The following is an 18,542-nucleotide window of genomic DNA, read 5'->3' on the forward strand; positions in this document are numbered from 1 at the left end:
GAAGGAGCGATCATGGGAGCGCTGACCAAGGCTGAACTCGCCGAGCACCTGCATACGGAGCTCGGCTTCTCCAAGCGGGAAGCCAAGTACATGGTGGAGACGTTCTTCGAGGAGATTCGTGGCTGCCTACGCGAAAACGAGCAGGTGAAGCTGTCGGGGTTCGGCAACTTCGATCTGCGCGACAAGCGCGAGCGGCCGGGGCGCAACCCGAAGACGGGCGAGGAGATACCGATCTCCGCCCGGCGCGTGGTCACCTTTCGACCCGGGCAGAAGCTGAAGGCCAAGGTCGAAAGCTTCGACGGCGAGCTGCAGGACCCCTGAGCAGGGCTCTCACTTCCAAGACCGCCTGCCGGCGACCCCGGCGGGCGGTCTTGCGTTGAGACGGCGTCGGATGAGCCGCCCCGGGCGGGTGTGCTAGGCTTTGTGCGCAAAATGCCTGCGCTCGCTGACTTTTTCGTACAAACCTCAAGTTCGTGCCCACCGCGGGCGGTCTGTTGCCCGTGCTTTTCACCCACTCTAGACCGAATTGATATGCCTAGACTGAAGATCTACGTAGGAACCGTCTACGGCGGCGCACTCGATGTCGCCGAGCAAATCTCGCCGCTGTTCGAGCAGGCTGGCTACGAGGTCACCGTGATCGAGCAGCCGACGCTGGCCGATCTGGTCGACGACCGTCCCGATCTGGCGCTGTTCTGCCTCTCGACCACCGGCAGTGGGGATTTTCCCGGTGATTTCGTCGCCTTCGTGCGTGCCTTGAAGGAGACACCGCCGGCGCTGAACGGGTTGCGCTACGGCCTGATCGCGCTGGGCGACAGCTCCTATGGCGATACCTTCTGTGGCTCCGGCCGGGCGCTCGACGAGATCCTTGCCGATATCGGCGCGCAGCGTCTGGGTGAACGCCTGGAGATCGATGCCATGGAGACCTTCATGGCGGATGACGCCGCGCTGCCCTGGGCCGAGACGTGGATCGCCGAGCAGGGGCTGGGCGCATGAGTGACACCACCGCCTCCGCGCGGGCGCTGACTGCGACCCGCTTCAGTACGCTGCTGGGACTCTGGCTGGTGATGCTGCTCTCGCTGCCACGCTACTGGCTGCTCGGTGATCAGACGCGCCTGGCCCTGCTGGGCGCCTTCGTGGTGGCGGTGAGCGTGGCGCTGGCGGCAATCTGGCGGCTGATGTCGACGGCGGAGCGCGGCCGCTGCCCGCGGGCGATCCGTCATCTGCTGATCTGCCTGGTGGTGGGGCTGATAGTGGTGGCCGGCTGGCGTCTATTCAGCGCGGCCGGCGTGGTCTGGGCGGTGACGCTCTCTCAGGGTATGGCGCTGGGGCTGGTGCTGCACGTGGTGCTGCGGCTGTGGCGGCGTCGCGGAGAGTAGCCCCACGAAAGGGCGCAGGCGCCAGCTGAGACACCAAAGCCAACGGGCGACGGGGAGATCCCCGTCGCCCGTTGGCGTTTATGGCCTGCCGCCCGCGCGGTGTTTGCCGCTCGGGCGCAGACTCAGTGCGGGGCGGCGAGGGTGTAGCAGGGCACGTATTCGCTACCCGGCAGCTTCATGCGCCCCTGGGCCACGAAGGAGGTGAGCAGGGCGTCTAGGCGCTCCATCAGCTCGGGCTCGGCATGCAGGCGGAAGGGGCCGTGCTCGGCGATCGCGCGTACGCCCGGCTCCTTGACGTTGCCGGCGACGATCCCCGAGAACGCCCGGCGCAGGTTGGCGGCCAGCTCGTGACGCGGCTGGTCGCGATGCAGCGCCAGGCCCGCCATGGCCTGATGGGTCGGTTCGAACGTCTGCTGGAAGCCGCGCTCGATATTGAGACGCCAGTTGAAGTAGAAAGCGTCGTTCTGGTTGCGACGGAATTCGGCGACATCGTCGATGCCGTGGCGCATCTCACGGGCGACGCTGACCGGGTCGTCGACGATGATGCGGTAGTGTCGACGCACCGACTCACCCAGCGTATAGCAGAGAAACTCGTCGATGCGCTGGAAGTAGTCGCTGGCGCTGGCCGGCCCGGTCAGGATCACCGGGAAGGGGATGTCGCGGTTGTCCGGGTGCATCAGGATGCCGAGCAGATAGAGAATCTCCTCGGCGGTGCCGACCCCGCCGGGAAACACCACGATGCCGTGACCCACGCGCACGAAGGCCTCGAGGCGCTTCTCGATGTCCGGCATGATCACCAGCTCGTTGACGATCGGGTTGGGCGACTCCGCGGCGATGATGCCGGGTTCGGAGATGCCCAGATAGCGACCGCCGCGCCGGCGCTGCTTGGCGTGGGCCAGGTTGGCGCCCTTCATCGGGCCCTTCATGGCCCCGGGGCCACAGCCGGTGCAGATGTCGAGTTCACGTAAGCCCAGGTGGTAGCCCACCGCCTTGGTGTAGTCGTACTCCTCGCGGCTGATCGAGTGGCCGCCCCAGCACACCACCATGCTCGGCTCGTGGGCGGTACGCAGGGCGCTGGCGTTGCGCAGAATATGGAATACCGCGTTGGTGGCGCCCTCGTTGGTGTCGAGGTCGAAGCGCGGGTTGTTCTGGATCTCGTTGTAGACGTAGACAATGTCGCGCAGGACCGAGGAGAGCTGCTCACGGATGCCGCGGATCATGCGGCCGTCGACGAAGGCGCAAGCCGGGGCGTTGGAGAGCTTCAGGCGGATGCCGCGATCCTGCTGCAGCACCTCGATATCGAAGTCGTGATACGCCTGCATCACCGCCAGACCATCGTCGGTGGGGGTGTCGCAGTTGAGGATCGCCAACGCGCAGCGCCGCAGCAGGTCGTGCAGACCGCTGCCCGAGGTGTCGCGCAGGCGATTGACTTCGGACTGGGAGAGAACTTCGAGGCTTCCTTCGGGGGAGACGATGGTGGATAGCGTCTCGGGCATGGCCGTTTCCTTGCACAGAGAGCGCCCGCCGGGGCGGGCGACATGAGGGATTATTGGGGAGTACGGTCGACGGCGCGCTGCCACAGCGCGGCGATCTGCGCGCGGTCGGCGTCGCTCATGCCGTCCTGGGCGAAAGTGCTCTCGAGCCACTGCCAGTAGGTGGCGTCGAAATCTTCCGCCACTACCTCGGCAGGGTCGTAGTCGGCCATCTCCTGGACCAGGCCGATCTGCGGAATCATGTAGCCGAGAGCGAACAGGTCGTTCTCCGCGGCGTTCTCTTCCATCTCGAGCAGGGTGCGCTGGACGGCCTGGGCGCGTTGCGCGAAGGGATCTGACATAGGGCTCTGAACTATCCAAAAAAGGGGATTACGCATGCTAACACGGGTGTTGGAGCGGCGCAGTGACGCCGGCGGCGGTGCGTCTCGGGGTATAAATTGCTATGATGATTCAGAGGCCGTGATAACAATCAGCCGTTATCCGGCCACGGTGGCGCGACGTTCTCGCGCGCCTCGACTCTCTTCAGCCCTGCCCGCGTGAGTGAATCGCGTTTTCCATGTTCAACGCCCAGTATTTTCGTACCTTCATGATGCTCGTCGAAACCGGCAGTTTCACTCAGACCGCGGGCAAGCTCGACATGACTCAACCCGGTGTCAGTCAGCATGTGCGCAAGCTCGAGGAGTACCTCGGGCGCTCGCTGCTCAACCGCCAGGGGCGCAAGTTCTCGCTGACCGATGCCGGCCGCCGCGCCTACGACTATGCGGTCAAGCTGTTCGCCGAGCACGAGCATTTTCGCCACTCGCTGGACGACGACTCCCCTGACAGCGGCGAGTGCCGTATCGCCTCGCCGGGCAGCGTGGGGCTGATGTTCTATCCGTTCCTGCTCGGCTATCAGCAGATGCACCCGGGACTCACGGTCAACTACAGCTTCGCCTTCAATCACGAGATCGCCGCCGACGTGCTGGCGGGGCGCTACGACGTGGGCATCGTCACCGAGGTGGGCAAGCAGCCGGATCTGCACTTCGAGGCGTGGCACCAAGAGCCGCTGTGCCTGGTGGTGCCGGCGGATTTCGCCGGTACCACCTTCGCCGAGCTGCAGGCGCTGGGCTTCGTCAACTACACCGACGGCAATACCAACGCCAGTCTGGTGCTGCGCAACAACTTCGGCGGTGAATTCCGCAGCATGACGCATTTGCCGCGTCAGGGATTCACCAACGAAGTGGGGCAGGTGCTGGACGCGGTCGCCCGTGGCCTGGGCTTCACCGTGGTCTCGCGGCCGGTGCTGGAGACCTCGCCCTGGCAGCGTCAGGTACGTGAGCTGCCGTTGGCGCAACCGGTCTATGACACCCTCTATCTGGTCAGCCGTAGTGACGTCGAGCTGCCCAAGCGCTACCGGCAGCTGCTCGAGACCTTCCGTCAGCAGCGCCTCAATTCGCTCTATGGCTACAGCGAGCTGCCGTCTCTGGAGGACGCCTGATAGGGTGTCCAGCGAGAAGGAGATGTCTCGCTAGAAGACAGCGCGCATAGCCCGACACCGGTTCGATGGGTTCCCCAGACAAGGCAACGGCCGCTCGATGAGCGGCCGTTGCTTTTTCACGCATGCGTCTTATGAGCCTGTCGCTTTCGCGCGTATCTCAGACGGCGTCGCGGTAAGCGTCCATCGGCGGACAGCTGCAGATCAGATTGCGGTCGCCGAAGACGTTGTCGACCCGATTGACCGCCGGCCAGTACTTGGCTTCCCGCGAGGCCTGGGAGGGGAAGGCGCCGAGTTCGCGGGAGTAGGCGCGCTCCCAGTGTTCGGCGGCCAGGTCGGCCATGGTGTGGGGGGCCATCACCAGCGGATTGTCATCCTTGGGCCAGGTGCCGTTCTCGACCTGGGCGATCTCCTCGCGAATCGCGATCATGGCGTCGCAGAAACGGTCGATCTCATAGCGCGACTCGGACTCGGTCGGCTCGACCATCAGCGTGCCGGCGACCGGGAAGGACATGGTCGGGGCGTGGAAGCCGTAATCCATCAGGCGCTTGGCGATATCCTCCTCGCCGATTCCCGACGCCGCCTTGAGCGGGCGAATGTCGAGGATGCACTCGTGGGCCACGGTGCCATTGGCGCCGCGATAGAGCACCGGGTAGTGGCGTTCGAGCCGCTTGGCGATGTAGTTGGCGTTGAGGATCGCCAGCTCGGTCGCCTCGCGCAGCCCGCGCGCGCCCATCATCTTGATGTAGGCCCACGAGATCGGCAGGATCGAGGCGCTGCCGAAGGCTGCCGCGGAGACCGCGCCGGCAGCCGGGTCGATCCCCTCCTGCGGGGTCACCACGTGGTTGGGCAGATGATGCGCCAGGTGCGCCTTGACCCCGATCGGCCCCATGCCCGGACCACCGCCCCCGTGGGGGATGCAGAACGTCTTGTGCAGGTTGAGGTGGGAGACGTCGCCGCCGTAGTCGCCGGGGCGGCAGAGGCCGACCTGGGCGTTCATGTTGGCGCCATCGATATAGACCTGGCCGCCATGCTCATGGACGATCTGGCAGGCGTCGCGGACGCTCTCTTCGAACACGCCGTGGGTCGAGGGGTAGGTGAGCATGATCGCCGAGAGGCGCTCACTGTATTTCTCTGCCTTGGCCTGCAGGTCGCTCAGGTCGATATTGCCGTCGCGGTCGCACTCCACCACCACCACCTGCATCTGCGCCATCGCCGCCGAGGCCGGGTTGGTGCCGTGGGCCGAGCTGGGGATCAGGCAGATATCGCGATGGCCCTCGCCGTTGGCCTGCTGATAGCGGCGAATCGCCACCAGGCCCGCGTACTCGCCTTGGGCCCCCGAGTTCGGCTGCATCGAAATGGCATCGTAACCGGTGATCTCGACCAGGAAGTCGCTCAGTTCGGTGATCATCTGGCGGTAGCCGGCGACCTGCTCGGCGGGCGCGAAGGGGTGGATGTTGGCGAACTCGGGCCAGGTGATCGGGATCATCTCGCTGGTGGCGTTTAGCTTCATGGTGCACGAGCCCAGCGGGATCATCGCATGGGTCAGCGACAGGTCGCGATTCTCCAGGCGCTTGAGATAGCGCAGCATTTCCGTCTCGCTGCGAAAGCGCTGGAAGTTTGGGTGGGTCAGGAAGTCGCTGTGGCGTGCAAGCGCCGCGGGAACGCCGGTGATCGCCTCGCGCTGGGCCTGGCGATCGAGCTCGCTCACCGAGAGGCCGTGCTCGTCGCCCAGCAGCACATCGAACAGCTCGGCCAGATCGGCCGCGGTAGTGGTCTCGTTGAGACTCACGCCGACTTCGCCGTCGCCGGGATAGCGCAGGTTGAGCTCGCGGGTCAGCGCGCGCCCCTGGATGCGGTGGCTGTCGACGCCGCACAGGGTCAGGGTGTCGAACCAGCTGTCGTGCTTGAGCGCGACACCGTGCTGAGCCAGGCCCGTCGCCAGCAGCGAGGTGAGACGGTGGATGCGAGTGGCGATGGTGCGCAGCCCCTCGGCACCGTGATAGGTGGCGTAGAAGCCGGCGATGTTGGCCAGCAGCGCCTGGGCGGTACAGATGTTGGAGGTCGCTTTCTCGCGCCGGATATGCTGCTCGCGGGTCTGCATCGCCATGCGCAGTGCCGGGCGGCCATGGCTGTCCTTGGAGACGCCGATCACGCGTCCCGGCAGCGAGCGCTTGAGCGCATCGCTGGCGGCGAAGTAGGCCGCGTGCGGGCCGCCGTAGCCCATCGGCACACCGAAGCGCTGGGAGTTGCCGAGCACGATATCGGCGCCCATCTCGCCCGGCGGCTTGAGCAGCACCAGGCTCATCAGGTCGGCGGCGACGCAGGTCATGATCTGGCGCTCGCCGGCGGCCGCGATCAGTGCTTCGAGATCCGCCGGGACTTCACCATAGACCCCGGGATACTGCAGCAGGGCTCCGAACACTTCCTCCTCGGCCAGGCGCGCACGCGGGGCGACCACCAGCTCGAAGCCGAGATAGGCCGCCCGCGTGCGCAGCACGTCGAGGGTCTGCGGCAGCACGTCGTCGGCGACGAAGAAGCGTTCGCTCTTGTTCTTCTTGTTGGCGCGTCGGCACAGCGCCATTGCCTCGGCGGCGGCGGTCGCCTCGTCGAGCAGCGAGGCGTTGGCGATCGCCATGCCGGTCAGGTCCATCACCATCTGCTGGAAGTTGAGCAGGCCTTCGAGACGCCCCTGAGCGATCTCCGGCTGATACGGCGTGTAGGCGGTGTACCAGCCCGGATTCTCGAGCACGTTGCGCTGGATCACCGGCGGCAGATGAGTGGGGTAGTAGCCTTGGCCGATGTAGCTCTTGAATACCCGATTCTGACGCGCCAGGCCCTTGAGATAGTCGAGCGCCTCCGCCTCACCCTTGGGGCCGTCCAGCGCCAGTTCCCGCTTCAGGCGGATGCCCTGGGGCACGGTCTGCTCGATCAGCGTCGGCAGCGAGGTCATGCCGAGCGTCTTGAGCATCGCGGTGACGTCTTCACCGCTCGGGCCGTTGTGGCGCTTGAGGAAATCGTCGTGGTTGGCCAGCTCGGCCAGGGTGCGGGTATCGGTAGGCATGGTGCGTCCAGCGGATCGGCGGTGGGAGAGGGCCACCCGGCGGGGCGGGTGGCCGCGACTGGGGCGAGTGGGTCAGTCGTCCTGATCTGCCTCGGCGGCGACCAGGTCCGCGTAGGCCTCGGCGGAGAGCAGTGACTCCAGCTCACCCTGATCGGCCAGCTTGAGCTTGAGAATCCAGCCATCGCTGTAGGGCGAGTCGTTGACGGTCTCGGGGGCATCCTCGAGCGTTTCGTTGACCTCGAGAATTTCACCGGCCAGCGGCGCGTAGAGGTCGGAGGCCGCCTTGACCGACTCGATGACGCCGAATTCGTCACCGGCGTCGAGGCTCTTGCCTGGCTCGGGCAGTTCGACGAAGACGACGTCGCCCAGTGCTTCCTGGGCGTGGTCGGTGATGCCGACAGTGACGCTGCCGTCGCCGTTGTCCAGCACCCATTCGTGGCTATCGGTATAGAGCAGGTTGTTGGGGATATCGCTCATGAGGGTTTCCTATAAGAAACGTATTTCGGCACAAGAGACTCTGGCGAGCATTATGCATCAATGTTTCGTCAATTGGCATAGGCCCGCGATCGCTGTGATCACGATCGCTGTCGCCACGTCCTAGGTTGGGGCGAGAAGGCGCCGGCGTCCAGTGGCAACCGCCCGCTCGAGCCGCGGGTCGCGCCACTGGCGGCTTGCGCCTGCCGACTTCGCGGCGTGGCGGTGGTCGAAAGAGGCGGTGGTGGCGCGCATGCCTCAGCGCTCGTGCGCCTGGCGGTCGAGAGGCGCGTTTCTGATCGACGCTTATGTTTCTTATTGGAAACAAGAACGCTTTTCGTGCCTCACCTTTTCGCATAAGGTTAGCGACATCCTCAGTGTCGTCGCTGCTGCACTTCCGATCCGCCACGGGTCTGATTGTGAAGTCGCAGTATAATCCTCTATCGTTGCAGGGTTTTTTCGACACAAGCGTCTGGCAGGTCGCGCCACGACTGGCCGTCGGGGCGCTGGGCAATAACAATCTCAACAGGGGGTTGCCATGGAACTTTTGACCAATATCTTCGGATCCATCAACGGGGTCGTGTGGGGCCCGTTGATGCTGATACTGCTGTTCGGGGTGGGGATCTATCTCCAGCTGGGCCTCAAGCTGCTGCCGATCCGCAAGCTCGGGCTCGGCTTCAGTCTACTCTGGCAGGGGCGTCGGAGTGCCGACGACGACCGCAACGATGGCGAGATCTCGCCGTTCAATGCGCTGATGACCGCGCTCTCGGCGACCATCGGCACGGGCAATATCGCCGGCGTGGCGACGGCGATCGCGCTCGGCGGCCCCGGGGCGGTGTTCTGGATGTGGCTCACCGCGCTGGTCGGCATGGCGACCAAGTTCTCGGAGGCGGTGCTGGCGGTGCGCTACCGCGAGACCGACTCCCAGGGTAACCATGTCGGCGGGCCGATGTACTATATCCGTAACGGTCTCGGCAGACGCTGGGCGTGGCTCGGCGGGCTGTTCGCCTTCTTCGGCGCGGTGGCGGCGTTCGGCATCGGCAATACGGTGCAGGCCAACTCGGTGGCGGATGCGTTGACCACCTCCTTCGGGGTGCCGGCGTGGCTGACCGGGGTGATCATCATGCTGCTGGCGGGTGCCGTGATCCTGGGCGGTATCAAGCGCATCTCCCAGGTCGCGGGCAAGCTGGTACCGCTGATGGCAGTGGCTTACGTGGTCTCGGGGCTGATCATCCTGGTCATCAACGTCGATCAGATCGGCAACGCCTTCGCGCTGATCTTCAATCACGCCTTCAATCCGATCGCCGCCACCGGCGGTTTCGCCGGCGCTGCCGTGGCCGCAGCGATCCGTTTCGGCGTGGCCCGGGGCATCTTTTCCAACGAAGCGGGCCTGGGTAGTGCGCCGATCGCCCACGCCGCGGCCCAGACCCGCAACCCGGTGCGCCAGGGGCTGATCGCGATGCTCGGTACCTTCATCGACACTCTGGTGGTGTGCACCATGACCGCGCTGGTGATTCTCACCTCGACCCACTGGCTGGACGGCGAGAGCGGTGCCGGCTTGACCTCGCTCTCCTTCGACAGCGCGCTACCGGGGGTGGGTCAGCACGTGGTCGCCATCGCGCTGGCGGTCTTCGCCTTCACCACCATCCTCGGCTGGTCGTTCTATGGCGAGAAGTGCTTCCAGTATCTGTTCGGCGACAAGCCGATCATGCTCTACCGTATCGTCTTCGTGCTGGCGGTGCCGGTGGGGGCCATGGCCAAGCTGGATTTCATCTGGCTGGTGGCGGACACCTTCAACGCCATGATGGCGATTCCCAACCTGATCGCGCTGGCACTGCTGTCACCGGTAGTGTTCAAGCTGACCCGCGATCACTTCGCCGGCAAGACGGTGCTGCCGGGCGAGGAGCTCGAACGCCACCGCGACTGATGCCGCGGGCCGCTGCCACGCGTGGCGGCCCTGTGGCACGGTTTCCTTCTCGACCCGATCTGGAGAATCCTCATGTCCGATCTCAAACAGACACCGCTTCACGCCCTGAATCAAGAGCTGGGTGGCAAGATGGTGCCCTTCGCCGGCTACAGCATGCCGGTCCAGTTCCCCCTCGGGGTCAAGAAGGAGCACGAGCACACTCGCCAAGCCTGCGGCCTGTTCGACGTCTCCCACATGGGCCAGGTACGGGTGACCGGGCCGTCGCCGGCGCAGGCGATGGAGACGCTGGTGTGTGCGGACGTGGTGGGTATCCCCGAGGGCGGTCAGCGCTATGCGCTGTTCACCAACAGTGAGGGGGGCATCCTCGACGACATGATGATCGTCAACCAGGGGGATGCGCTCTACGTGGTGGTCAACGCGGCCTGCAAGGATGCGGACGTGGCGCTGATGCGGGTCGGTCTGGGTACCGAGCACGAGGTGGAGGTGCTCGACCGCGCGCTGCTGGCGCTGCAGGGGCCGCAGGCGAGCCAGGTGATGGACCGGCTGTGCCCCGCGGCCTGCGAACTCAGCTTCATGCAGCATGGACGTTTCGAGGTCGACGGTGACACCCTGTGGATCAGCCGCAGCGGCTACACCGGAGAGGACGGTTTCGAAATCTCGGTCGCCGCCGAGGCCGCCGAAAAGCTGGCGCGCTGGTTCCTGGCGCAGACCGAGGTGGCGCCGATCGGCCTGGGCGCGCGCGATTCGCTGCGCCTGGAGGCAGGGCTATGTCTCTATGGCCACGATATCGACGCCACCACTACGCCGGTGGAGGCGAGCCTCGCCTGGGCGGTGGGCAAGGCGCGCCGGATAGGCGGCGAGCGCGAAGCGGGCTTCCCCGGTGCGGATATCATCCTGCATCAGATGCAGGCCAAGGATCACCGGCGCAAGCGGGTCGGGCTGGTCGGCGAGGGGCGGGCGCCGGTGCGCGAAGGGTGCGCGCTCTACGATGCCGACGACAACGCCATCGGCGAGGTCACCTCCGGCAGCTTCGGCCCCAGTGTCGGGGCGCCGGTGGCCATGGCTTACGTCAAGCCCGAGGTGGCACAGCTCGAGACCACGCTCTACGCCGACGTGCGCGGCAAACGCTTGCCGATGCGCGTCAGCCGGATGCCGTTCGTCGAGGCCAACTATCAGCGCTGAGCGCTGGCGGTAAGGCTGAGCCACGATGGCGCTTTGCCCTATTTATACCGTTATCTTATTTGGTCGCGGATAACCTTTCGAAGCCTCCCATTCGGGAGGCTTTTTTGGTTTCCAGGATAAGCACGCAGGGTAACAGGCTGGGGTGTCAGCGCGGCTCGGCTATCGCTGCTCATGAAGGTGCGTGTTGAATCGGCTCAGCCGTGGACGCGGCGAAAGGTGAGGCTGATACGCGGACCGGGGATCGCCCGTGGGGCCAGGGCATGCTGCCAGCGGGACTGAACGCCGGGGCCCATCAGCAGCAGGCTGCCGTGGGGCAGCCAGACGTTGAACGCCCGCCGCCCGGGGCCACGGCGACGCTCACGGAAGCGTAGCGGGCGCTCGGCCCCAAGCGAAACCGCGGCGACGATCGGGTCCGGGCCCAGCTCCGGCTCGTCGTCGCTGTGCCAGCCCATGCGCTGCTGACCGTCGTGATAGCGATTGAGCAGCACACTGTTGAACTCGGTGGTCGGCAGTTCGGCCTGGGCCAGGGCTTGCTGCACCCGTATGGCCAGTTCGGCCACCGCCGGGTGCCAGGCTGTCGGAACCAGCTGGCTGCCGGAGTAGCGGTAGCTGGCTTCGGGATCACCCATCCAGCACTGGGCGCGGGGGATGACATGGTCGCGCCCGTAGACACGGATGGCCGGGCTCTCCCACGCGACCTCGTGAAGCAGTGTCTCGAGCAGCGCGCTGGCCGCCGCCGGGGCGATGAAGGCGTCCAGCCGGGCCAGCAGCGGCTCGGTCTCGAGCCACTGCCACGCCTCGCGGGATGTGGCGCCGGCGCTCAAAGCGGGGGGAAGATCAACACAGCCAGTGCCTGGCTCGACCAGGCGAGCCCGGCGCCGATCAGGCCACCGATCAGCACATCGCTGAGATAGTGCAGCCCCAGTATCACGCGTGAGGCGGCGATCAGACAGGCCAGGGGGAAGACCACCGGCAGCAGGCTGGGCGTGGTGGTGGCGGTGAGCAGGGTGAACATCACCGCATGCAGGGTGTGTCCGCTGGGGAAGCTGTAGCGGTCCACCGGCGGCATACTGCAGCGAATGGTCGAGAAGGTAATGTAGGGGCGCTCGCGGCACAGGCGGGTCTTGAGCAGTCGGTAGAGCAGGGCGGCGACCGCGGTGGTCAGCCCCCAGTAGACAGCGATCAGCCAGCCACGGGCACCGTGCCACAGCGGTTGGCACAGGCACAGCAGCACCCATGCCGGCCAGTCGCCCAGCCGGCTGACCAGCCGGAACAGCCATAGCGTCGGCGAGTGGCGCGAGAGCTCGGCGAAGCGGTGGCTGAGCCGGCTCTCGAAGCGATCGAGACGTTCAAACGTGAGACGTGTAGTGCGCGGCAGCATGCTGTGGCCTCTGGACCTGGATCATGTGGGCGAGAAAGCGATCACCGATGTTGGCCCAGCTCAGTGCGGCGGCGCGTTGCCGCGCCTGCCGGCCGAGCCGAGCGTAGAGGGCCGGCTGGCCGCTCAGCTGACTGGCGGCTTGGATGAAGCCATGGCGATCGTCGGCGGCGATCAGGCGCCCATCGACGCCATCGGTGATCAGTTCCTGGGCGGCGGCGTGCTCGAAGGCGATCACGGCCAGGCCGCTGGCCATGGCCTCGGGCACGACGTTGCCGAAGGTCTCGGAGAGCGAGGGGAAGACGAACAGGTCCGCGCTGGCATAGTGTGCCGCCAGCGCCTCGCCGGTCTGAAAACCGGTGAAGATCGCCTCCGGCAGACGTCGCGCGAGTGTCTTGCGCGCCGGGCCGTCGCCTACCAGAACCTGGGTCAGGGCGGGGTTGCTGCGCTGCATCGCCGCCATGCTGTCGGCGAGCAGCTCGATGTTCTTTTCCGAGGCGAGGCGGCCCACGTAGAGCGCCACCGGCTGGTGCGGACCGACGCCCCACTGGCGACGCAGCTCGGCGCTGCGTTTCTCGGGCGTGTAGCGGCGCGCATCGACGCCGCGGGCGAGCACCGAGACGCGCTGGTAGCCCTGGCGTTCGAGGTGCTGGCGCTGGGCCTGGGTGGGCACCAGGGTGGCTTCGCAGCGATTGTGGAAATAACGCAGGCCGCGCCGGGCGATGGGGATGCTCCAGCCCAGATGATAGTTGCCGGCGTACTGGTCGAAATTGGTGTGAAAACCGCTGACCACGGGGATCTGCAGATCGCGGGCGGCGTTGAGTGCCGACCAGCCGAGCGGTCCCTCGGTGGCGATATAGAGCGCATCGGGGCGCTCCTCGCGCCACAGCTTCAACAGTCGCCGCCGACACGGCAAGCCGATATGCACGTCGGCATAGATCGGCAGCGACATGCCCCTGACATGCACATCGCGTTCGGCCAACTGGTCACGCTCGCCGCCGACCGGCTGCGGGCGGATCACCTGCAGAGTGACGCCCTTGGCGACGAGGTGGTTGGCCAGGTGGCGCAGCGTGTGCGCCACCCCGTTGACTTCCGGAGACCAGGTTTCGCTGACCAGGGCTATCCGCATCACGATCACTCCCTTGCACGGCGCACGACCGCGTTGGCGGCGCGTGCGACCGTGTTGACCCTTCCTAGATCCTGCGTATCGGCAGTGACGTCAATGCGTCAAAGCGATGACGGTTCCATGACAAACCCCGTTGTCGATCAGCGTAGCACGCGCGCGGGATCGATGGGTTTGCCGCCATGACGTAGATCGAACAGCAGATGGTAGTTATTGGCGTTGTCATCGTGGGCGATGTCGCACACCGGATCGCCGCGGTTCACGCTCTGGCCCTCGCTCACCAGCAGTTTGCTGCAGAAGGCGTAGACGCTCTGCATGTTGTCGGCGTGGTGCAGGATCACCACCTGGCCGAGCTGACGCATGCCGCTGGCGAAGCGCACCTTGCCGGCGTTGGTCGCCTTGGCCTGGGCGGGCGCGGTGGTGGCGAGCAGCATCGGTTGCAGCGTGCCGTTGGCATCGCGACCGAAGGGGCGCGCGATGCGGTAATCGGACAGTGGCCATGCCCAGCCGTGCGCCGAGCGCGGCAGTGGGCCCGGGTCGGGCAGACTGCGGCGCGCGGCTGGGGCGCTGGTACGCGCGCCGCTGCTGCGACTGCCGGCACTGCTCAGTGGCACCTGAATCAGCTGGCCCACGGCGAGATTGCTCGGGTCGAGCCCCGGGTTGGCGGTCTGAACCCGCTGCGGGTCGGCGCCGAAGTAGCGAGCGATGCCGTAGAGCGTATCACCACGGCGCACCTGATACCGGTAGGGGCCGCCACCGGGGGCGCGCTCCTGGCGCGAGGGCAGCATCAGGCGCTGGCCCACCGCCAGGCGACGTGCATCGACGCCGGGGTTGAAGCGCTGCAGACGCAGCAGCGGAATGTCCGCCTGACTGGCGATCTTGCCCAGGGTGTCGCCGCGCTGGACCGTGATCCAGCCGGGGCCGGCGCGACTGCTGCCACCCCCACCGCTGGCGCAGCCGCCGAGCAGCAGGATCAGGGCCAGGAGTAGGAGGAGAGCGCCGCGTCTTTTTCCTGCCACAGGGTGTTGAGCCATGAATAGAAACGTTCCTTGTATTGGGCATCGTCGTAACGGCCCTCGAGCATCCAGTTCGGCCGATCGAGGCGTCTGACCACCAGCGCGATCTGACCCTCGCGGCCGCACAGGAAGTCCCAGAAGTCGGGTTGCTGGCGCCGGTAGTGCAGGGTGGCGTCGAGAATGCCGTCGAGGCGTTCACCGAGCAGCCCAATCACCTGCGCCACGCCGCCGGCCTTGGGGCGCAGCAGATGCTCGAACGGGCTCGACTGGGCCTGGCGCTTGGCCGCGGTGAAGCGGGTGCCCTCGACGAAGTTGTAGATCGTCATCGGCATCTCGCGGGCGTGGTCGCACATGCGCTGGGTCGCCTGACGGTCGCGCTCGGCGAGCCTGGGGTTGCGCGCCAGGCGCTCGCGGCTGTAGCGGCGCATGAACGGGAACTCCAGCGCCCACCAGGCGAGACCGACGATAGGCACCAGGATCAGCTCGCGCTTGAGGAAGAACTTGGGCATCGGCAGGCGGTCGGTGAGCACATAGAGCATGACGATGATATCGGTCCAGCTGCGGTGGTTGGCGATCACCAGCCACCACTGTGCCGGCGAGAGGCCCTCTGGCAGCTCGTGGTGAATGCGCGGGCGCAACCAGAGGCGGATCCAGACGTTGTTGGTGCGAATCCAGGCCAGGGCGAGCCAATGCAGCCCGCCGAGCACGTAGAGTCGCGCCCGACGCGTGGGCGTGACCAGCTTGACCGCGGTGAGCGCGATCAGCGGGGTGCCCCAGAACAGGGTGTTGGCGATCAACAGCAGTACGCTGACGAGCCCCTTAAGGGTCGACATGCCATGCTCCATCAAAGACTTGGAGTAATGTTACTGGAATGTCGTCGAACTGCACAGATGACCATGGCGGTGTCCGGGTCAAGGGTCAAAATCGTCATGCCGTCGGGGTGAGCGAGTGCCGAAAAACTGATCAATCCGAGCGCGATGCCGAGAGGCTCGGCGAGCGTCGCGGCAGGCCACCGGAAATGCACAGCGTTATCCACAGAAGATGTGAATAATTCGTGGCACGCCGCGCCGGGTGGCGTTCGCGAGTCGGAATAGGGTAGGCAAGTTGTTAGAATGCCGCTCCTTTTGCTTCTGCCTCACCCCGCGTGCGGCGGGATGCAGCTCGCCGGCCGTCGATGGTCGCGTGCCGCCATCGCGCCGTCTCGTCATCTATCGGAGGACGTCTTGCGCTCACTGCCTGCGACACTGCCCATTCTGTTCCTGTGCGAGATCAGTTTCCTGCTCGGCCACGGCCTGATCATGACGCTGCTCGGCGTGCGTATGTCGCTCGAGTCGTTTCCGTCACAGATGGCGGGGCTGTTGATGTCCTGCTTCTCGCTGGGTTTCGTCGCCGGTAGCTACTGGCTCGAGAAGCGCATCCGCAGCGTCGGGCATATCCGTGTCTTCGCCGCCTGCGCGGCGCTGCTCGCGGCGACCGCGATTCTCCACGGCCTGTGGGTCAACCCCTGGGCCTGGCTGGTGTGGCGGCTGTTCGGCGGTGCGGCGACCGCCGGCCTGCTGATGGTGATGGAGTCGTGGGTCTCGGGGGAGTCGACCAACGAGAACCGCGGCCGGGTGCTCGGCTGGTATCTGGTGATCTCGACCCTGTCGCTGGCCGGCGGTCAGTGGATGCTCAATGCCGCCGACCCTGGCACCTTCGTGCTGTTCTCGGTCGCCGGCATTCTGTTCGCACTGTCACTGGTGCCGCTTTCGATCCACCGTATTCACGGCCCGCTGCGCGGTCAGCACAGCGCGGCGGCGAAGATTTCGCTGGCCCAGCTGTTCAAGCGCGCCCCGGTGGGCCTGACCGGGGCCTTCGTCGCCGGGCTGATGGTCCAGGCGTTTTTCGCCATGACGCCTTTCTATGGTCAGGAGATTGGCTTGAGCACCGGCCAGACCGCCCAGTTCATGTCGATCACCACGCTGGTGGCGCTGGTCGCCCAGTGGACCCTCGGCCGGGTCTCGGACCGCTTCGATCGGCGCAAGGTGATTCTGTGCATGGCGATCGTGATGACGATCTCCGGGATACTGATCACCTTCGCCGCGCGCTCCAGCTTCTGGCTGCTGGTGTTCGTGGCCAGTTTCCACACCGCCATGCTGCACACACTCTATTCGTTGAGCCTGGCCCACACCCACGACTGGCTGGAGCCGGAGGAGACGATCCAGGCCAATGGCAAGATCCTGATGTGCTACGGCGTGGGCTCGGTGATCGGCCCATTCAGCGCCTCGCTGCTGATGGATATCGCGGGGCCCGATGGGCTGTGGTACTTCCTCGGCGCTGCGGCCCTGTCACTGGCGGCGTTCATTCTCTATCGCCTGTGGCGGCGCGAGCCGGTCAAGACGCCACAGGAGCAGGAGCCCTACACGCCGATGGTGCCGCTGGTGGAGTCGACCCACTACATCAACGAGCTCGATCCGCGCCACGGGCCGATCCAGTACGAGCTCGACCTCGACGGTCACGATTGGGAAGCCGGGTCAGACGGGGAGGCGGCCTGAACCGGGTGCCCGGTGCCACACGGAAACGCCCGCGACCGAGGAGGTCGCGGGCGTCGTCTTATCGGAGTCGTCGTATCCGGGTCGTCGTTCGGAGCCGGCGCTGAAGGCGGGCCTGCCGAGGACGTCGCGACTCAGGCGTTTTCCGGCATCAGGGCGTGATCACGGACGTACTGATCGAACTCGGTGAAACCGCCGATATGGGTCTGGTCGACGAAGATCTGCGGCACGGTCTCCACCGGCTTGCCGATGGTCTTCTCCATGTCCGCCTTGGTGATGCCTTCGGCATGGATGTCGATATAGCGGAAATCGAAATCGTCACGCGCCTGCTTGAGCTGTTCGGAGAGCTCCTTGGCACGCACGCAGAAGGGGCAGCCGGGACGGCCAAAAATGACGGTCAACATCGAGCGGTCTCCTGTGAAAAGGGGAAGACGGAATCCAGGGTGTGGATTGGTAGAGTCAGTGGGGACTTATTCTTTCGTATTAAACCCCCGGTCGCCAATAGCGTCGGCCTACTCGATCCATTGTGCGGAACTATAGCCCCGCTCTCAGACCCGTCGGCTAGGCGCTATATCATTCTGGCGACGGCGGGGCGATCAATCCCCGGGAAGACGACGCTCCCCGGGACTTGGCTCAGTGCCGGAGGCGGCCACCCTCGTCAGCGTGGCGCAGCAGCTCGCCCAGATCGCGGTGGATGTCCGGCGCGCTCACCAGCAGGTTCTCGCCGTAGAGGTCGGCAGGCAGGTTGTCCGGGCAGGCGTAGAGGTGGCCGGTGCGCGCACCCGCCTCGCGGGCGATCAGCAGCCCGGCGGCGAAATCCCAGGGTGAGACGCTCTCGTAGTAGGCATCCAGGCGGGCGCAGGCGACATGGCACAGATCGAGCGCGGCGGAGCCGTTACGGCGAATATCGCGGCAGGCGCCGAGAACATGGCTGAGACGGCGCACCAGCGGCTCGCGCTTGTCGCGGCCGTAGGGGAAGCCGGTGGCGACCAGGCTGCGCGCCAGGCTATCGGCCTGGCTGCAGCGGATCGCCTGGCCATTGCACCAGGCGCCCTGGCCACGTACCGCGCTGAAGGTCTCGCCCATGAACGGGGCGTGGACCACGCCCAGCTCGAGTTCGCCATCCACCGCCCAGGCGATGGAGACCGCCACATGGACGTGGTCATAGGCGAAGTTGACCGTGCCGTCGATCGGGTCGACGACCCACAGCGGCCCTTCGCGCTCGAGCTGGCTGCGGTCGGGGGAGAGCTCTTCGGTCAGCCGGGCCTCACCGGAGAAGTTGGCCTCCAGCTCGTCGGCAATCAGTTGGTCGACGGCGACGTCGACGTCGGTGACCAGTTCGTCGCCGCCCTTGTAGCGGTGGGCGTAGTCCTGGGCGCGGCGGGCTTCTTCGATGCGCTCGCCGGCCTGATGGGCAATGCGAACCATCTGTTCCAGACGCTGGGTGTGATCCAAGTGAAACTCCTGCGGGGTCGAAAGCGAATGAAGGCGGAGATCCGAGCGA

18 protein-coding genes are annotated in these 18,542 nt (G+C 65.9%); 7 read left to right on the forward strand and 11 right to left on the reverse strand.

What is annotated here, in order from left to right; all coding sequences use genetic code 11:
* Nucleotides 1-12 precede the first annotated feature (12 nt).
* The 3 genes from ihfA (at nucleotide 13) to QO259_RS08110 (ending at nucleotide 1,376) form a co-directional block, all read left to right on the forward strand.
* The gene (gene ihfA / locus QO259_RS08100; protein WP_035470927.1) at nucleotides 13-321 is read left to right on the forward strand and encodes an integration host factor subunit alpha; all 309 of its coding nucleotides are present in this window, start codon (nucleotides 13-15) and stop codon (nucleotides 319-321) included.
* Between the two features lie 210 nt (nucleotides 322-531).
* The gene (locus QO259_RS08105) at nucleotides 532-993 is read left to right on the forward strand and encodes a flavodoxin domain-containing protein (RefSeq protein WP_285952441.1); all 462 of its coding nucleotides are present in this window, start codon (nucleotides 532-534) and stop codon (nucleotides 991-993) included.
* A complete protein-coding gene (locus QO259_RS08110) occupies nucleotides 990-1,376 on the forward strand; it encodes a hypothetical protein (RefSeq protein WP_285952442.1) in 387 nt (128 codons plus the stop codon). Before QO259_RS08105 ends, QO259_RS08110 begins: the two co-directional genes overlap by 4 nt.
* 122 nt (nucleotides 1,377-1,498) lie before the next feature.
* Here the strand turns inward: QO259_RS08110 and ppnN are convergent, their stop codons facing one another.
* The gene (ppnN, locus tag QO259_RS08115) at nucleotides 1,499-2,872 is read right to left on the reverse strand and encodes a nucleotide 5'-monophosphate nucleosidase PpnN (protein ID WP_285952443.1); all 1,374 of its coding nucleotides are present in this window, start codon (nucleotides 2,870-2,872) and stop codon (nucleotides 1,499-1,501) included.
* Between the two features lie 50 nt (nucleotides 2,873-2,922).
* A complete protein-coding gene (locus tag QO259_RS08120; RefSeq protein ID WP_207035435.1) occupies nucleotides 2,923-3,210 on the reverse strand; it encodes a YfcL family protein in 288 nt (95 codons plus the stop codon).
* Nucleotides 3,211-3,425: 215 nt separating this feature from the next.
* Between QO259_RS08120 and QO259_RS08125 the strand changes: the two genes are divergently transcribed.
* On the forward strand, nucleotides 3,426-4,346 hold the full coding sequence (locus QO259_RS08125; RefSeq protein WP_285952444.1) for a LysR family transcriptional regulator: 921 nt from the start codon (nucleotides 3,426-3,428) through the stop codon (nucleotides 4,344-4,346).
* A gap of 157 nt (nucleotides 4,347-4,503) precedes the next feature.
* Here QO259_RS08125 and gcvP read toward each other — a convergent pair whose 3' ends face one another.
* Both gcvP and gcvH read right to left on the reverse strand, forming a co-directional pair.
* Nucleotides 4,504-7,407 (reverse strand): aminomethyl-transferring glycine dehydrogenase, encoded by a 2,904-nt coding sequence (gene gcvP / locus QO259_RS08130; RefSeq protein WP_285952445.1) that lies wholly within the window; start codon nucleotides 7,405-7,407, stop codon nucleotides 4,504-4,506.
* Between the two features lie 72 nt (nucleotides 7,408-7,479).
* On the reverse strand, nucleotides 7,480-7,884 hold the full coding sequence (gcvH, locus tag QO259_RS08135; protein ID WP_285952446.1) for a glycine cleavage system protein GcvH: 405 nt from the start codon (nucleotides 7,882-7,884) through the stop codon (nucleotides 7,480-7,482).
* A 535-nt stretch (nucleotides 7,885-8,419) separates the two neighbouring features.
* On the opposite strand from gcvH, the gene QO259_RS08140 reads away from it, so the two are divergent.
* Nucleotides 8,420-9,808 carry an alanine/glycine:cation symporter family protein gene (locus QO259_RS08140; protein ID WP_285952447.1) on the forward strand — a complete coding sequence of 463 codons (1,389 nt, stop codon included), beginning with the start codon at nucleotides 8,420-8,422 and terminating at the stop codon, nucleotides 9,806-9,808.
* A gap of 72 nt (nucleotides 9,809-9,880) precedes the next feature.
* Complete coding sequence (gene gcvT / locus QO259_RS08145; RefSeq protein ID WP_285952448.1) at nucleotides 9,881-10,990, forward strand: glycine cleavage system aminomethyltransferase GcvT; 1,110 nt, start codon at nucleotides 9,881-9,883, stop codon at nucleotides 10,988-10,990.
* 194 nt (nucleotides 10,991-11,184) lie between these two features.
* Here the strand turns inward: gcvT and QO259_RS08150 are convergent, their stop codons facing one another.
* The 5 genes from QO259_RS08150 to yihG all read right to left on the reverse strand — a co-directional run bounded on the left by QO259_RS08150 (nucleotide 11,185) and on the right by yihG (nucleotide 15,340).
* Nucleotides 11,185-11,814, reverse strand: coding sequence for an alpha-ketoglutarate-dependent dioxygenase AlkB family protein (locus QO259_RS08150; RefSeq protein ID WP_285952449.1), 630 nt, complete (start codon nucleotides 11,812-11,814; stop codon nucleotides 11,185-11,187).
* On the reverse strand, nucleotides 11,811-12,371 hold the full coding sequence (locus tag QO259_RS08155) for a phosphatase PAP2 family protein (RefSeq protein ID WP_207035447.1): 561 nt from the start codon (nucleotides 12,369-12,371) through the stop codon (nucleotides 11,811-11,813). Before QO259_RS08155 ends, QO259_RS08150 begins: the two co-directional genes overlap by 4 nt.
* Nucleotides 12,340-13,497 (reverse strand): glycosyltransferase family 4 protein, encoded by a 1,158-nt coding sequence (locus QO259_RS08160; RefSeq protein ID WP_207035449.1) that lies wholly within the window; start codon nucleotides 13,495-13,497, stop codon nucleotides 12,340-12,342. Before QO259_RS08160 ends, QO259_RS08155 begins: the two co-directional genes overlap by 32 nt.
* 137 nt (nucleotides 13,498-13,634) lie before the next feature.
* Complete coding sequence (locus tag QO259_RS08165; protein WP_285952450.1) at nucleotides 13,635-14,525, reverse strand: M23 family metallopeptidase; 891 nt, start codon at nucleotides 14,523-14,525, stop codon at nucleotides 13,635-13,637.
* Nucleotides 14,465-15,340, reverse strand: coding sequence for a 1-acylglycerol-3-phosphate O-acyltransferase, YihG family (yihG, locus tag QO259_RS08170; protein ID WP_285952451.1), 876 nt, complete (start codon nucleotides 15,338-15,340; stop codon nucleotides 14,465-14,467). Before yihG ends, QO259_RS08165 begins: the two co-directional genes overlap by 61 nt.
* A gap of 390 nt (nucleotides 15,341-15,730) precedes the next feature.
* On the opposite strand from yihG, the gene QO259_RS08175 reads away from it, so the two are divergent.
* Nucleotides 15,731-17,041 carry an MFS transporter gene (locus QO259_RS08175; protein WP_285952452.1) on the forward strand — a complete coding sequence of 437 codons (1,311 nt, stop codon included), beginning with the start codon at nucleotides 15,731-15,733 and terminating at the stop codon, nucleotides 17,039-17,041.
* 131 nt (nucleotides 17,042-17,172) lie between these two features.
* Here the strand turns inward: QO259_RS08175 and QO259_RS08180 are convergent, their stop codons facing one another.
* Together QO259_RS08180 and QO259_RS08185 are read right to left on the reverse strand one after the other, a co-directional pair.
* A complete protein-coding gene (locus tag QO259_RS08180) occupies nucleotides 17,173-17,442 on the reverse strand; it encodes a GrxA family glutaredoxin (RefSeq protein WP_106420240.1) in 270 nt (89 codons plus the stop codon).
* 229 nt (nucleotides 17,443-17,671) lie between these two features.
* Nucleotides 17,672-18,493 carry an inositol monophosphatase family protein gene (locus tag QO259_RS08185; RefSeq protein WP_285952453.1) on the reverse strand — a complete coding sequence of 274 codons (822 nt, stop codon included), beginning with the start codon at nucleotides 18,491-18,493 and terminating at the stop codon, nucleotides 17,672-17,674.
* Between the last annotated feature and the right edge of the window lie 49 nt (nucleotides 18,494-18,542).

Source organism: Salinicola sp. JS01, assembly GCF_030284585.1.
Classification (GTDB): domain Bacteria; phylum Pseudomonadota; class Gammaproteobacteria; order Pseudomonadales; family Halomonadaceae; genus Salinicola.